The sequence below is a fragment of the Rhodoferax sp. RT5P35 genome (assembly GCF_056521385.1).
In genome coordinates this window covers 1-1,539 of sequence record NZ_JBWMAX010000098.1, presented here as the reverse complement: position 1 = coordinate 1,539, position 1,539 = coordinate 1, and the positions used below count along the sequence as shown (strand labels likewise).

Sequence of the window (1,539 nt, the reverse complement as noted above, 5' to 3'; positions counted from 1 at the left end):
ACCGACATACACGATAGGCACCGTGGCCACGGCACCGACCGAACCCGTCGCCAGGCGGCTGTGCGCCAGCCGGATGGCCGGGGCCCCCTCGGCCGGCCACCGCACGCTGGCACCCTGTGCCACAGCCTCGTCCATGGCGGCGGCCAGGCTGGCAAAGGCCTTGCCGCCCAAGCCTTCATCGCCACCATGCGACACCGCCACCAGGGTGATGAAACCGTTGATGACAAACCCCACGCTGACCCGCGAGCAGGCCCGGGCGCTGGCAACTTCACTGGCGAATGCCGTGGCCGCCTCGCGCAGGCGCGCATGCGAGAGCACTGTGGCCTGCAGCGACAGAGCAAGCATCGGGGGGTCTTGGGGGCGAACGCTCATTCCGTTATCGCGTTGCGCGCGGCGACCTCAGTCGAGAAAGATGGTTTTGCACATTTCTTTACGGGTTGTTTTGCCAGAAGATTGTGTACGGTGCCACTCCACGCCAGACATGGTTTGCAGCTTATTTATACGTTATTTAACAATTGGAAACAACGGGCGTTGTGCGTTGGTAAATATCCCTAAAGTGTTTGACATATCACGGTTGCGGTGGTTTTTTTGCCTGGCCCGTGCGGTGGTATGCGCCGTGGTCTTGGGGGGAAAGCGGTATTTTTTGCCCGCTTTTCGGGGCTTCGCAAGGCGGGTTGGCGGCTATGGTCGAACCACCATGCACATCCAAGCCAGTCGTCTGCAGTCCACCCTGGCCACCCTGGCCAGCGCTGCTCCGGTTCGGCAGGCAGCGGCGGCTACGGTGACCAACACCCCCGCTGCCCCTGCCGCCACCGACATGGTCACCATCTCCCAGGCCGCCAAGGACTTGCTGGCCCAGTCCCGGGCCAGTGTGTCCCTGTCCAGCCGGGCGATGGACCTGATCCAGCGACGCAATCCTTACGACAACAGCCCCGGCAGCACCCCGACCAGCGACAGCCAACAGGCCCAGGTCCGCCAGGTGATGGACAACCTGACCACCCAGCACATCAACCGCCAAATCTCCGATACCCAGTACCGGCACGACATGGCCTTCTACACCCGGGTGGCCAACGCCATCGGTTGATGCTTCTGTTTTAATAGCTTCTCGTGCTTATGGAATAAGCGCTAGAGGCCTATTTAATGCATAAACTTTAGGCTACCGCCATCAGCTGCGGTCGGCGCTCCAGCAGGGCGATGATGTGGGGCAGCAGCGCCTCGGTGGCGCGCCGCCCGGCCTCTACCAGGTAGGGCATGGCGGCGGTGTCGAACAGGCTGACGCGGCGCTCCAGTTGCGGAAACACGCGCAGCAGGCGCATGCCGTCGGCCTCGGCGCTGGCCAGGCGGGCGTACATCAGGTTGTTGGTCATGGCCGAGGTCACCTGGGCCAGCATGCGCGAAGGCTTGTTCACGCGCTGCGGCATCAGGGCTTCAAAGCCCAGGGCAATGACGGCAGGCGCATCGCTGGCAGCGCTGACCGGCAGCGGGTCGGACACAACGCCGTCCACCAGCCGCCGCCCGTCCAGGTGCTGAGGCGCAAAC

3 protein-coding genes are annotated in these 1,539 nt (G+C 63.7%); 1 reads left to right on the top strand and 2 read right to left on the bottom strand.

Translation table 11 applies throughout. The annotated features are described in order from the left end of the window. The coding region (locus AC097L_RS23945) for a hypothetical protein (protein ID WP_479589232.1) at window positions 1–345 on the bottom strand (345 nt) is incomplete at its 3' end. 352 nt (window positions 346–697) lie between these two features. On the opposite strand from AC097L_RS23945, the gene AC097L_RS23940 reads away from it, so the two are divergent. Next, entirely contained in the window at window positions 698–1,084 is a 387-nt protein-coding gene (locus AC097L_RS23940; RefSeq protein WP_479589231.1) for a hypothetical protein, read from the top strand. 67 nt (window positions 1,085–1,151) lie between these two features. Here the strand turns inward: AC097L_RS23940 and AC097L_RS23935 are convergent. Beyond that, window positions 1,152–1,539 (bottom strand): patatin-like phospholipase family protein (locus AC097L_RS23935; RefSeq protein WP_479589230.1); only part of this gene is annotated, 388 nt, incomplete at its 5' end.

Excerpts from the sequence above, each read along its gene's own strand:
- AC097L_RS23940 (WP_479589231.1), top strand. The coding sequence starts at position 698 with ATGCACATCCAAGCCAGTCGTCTGCAGTCCACCCTGGCCACCCTGGCC.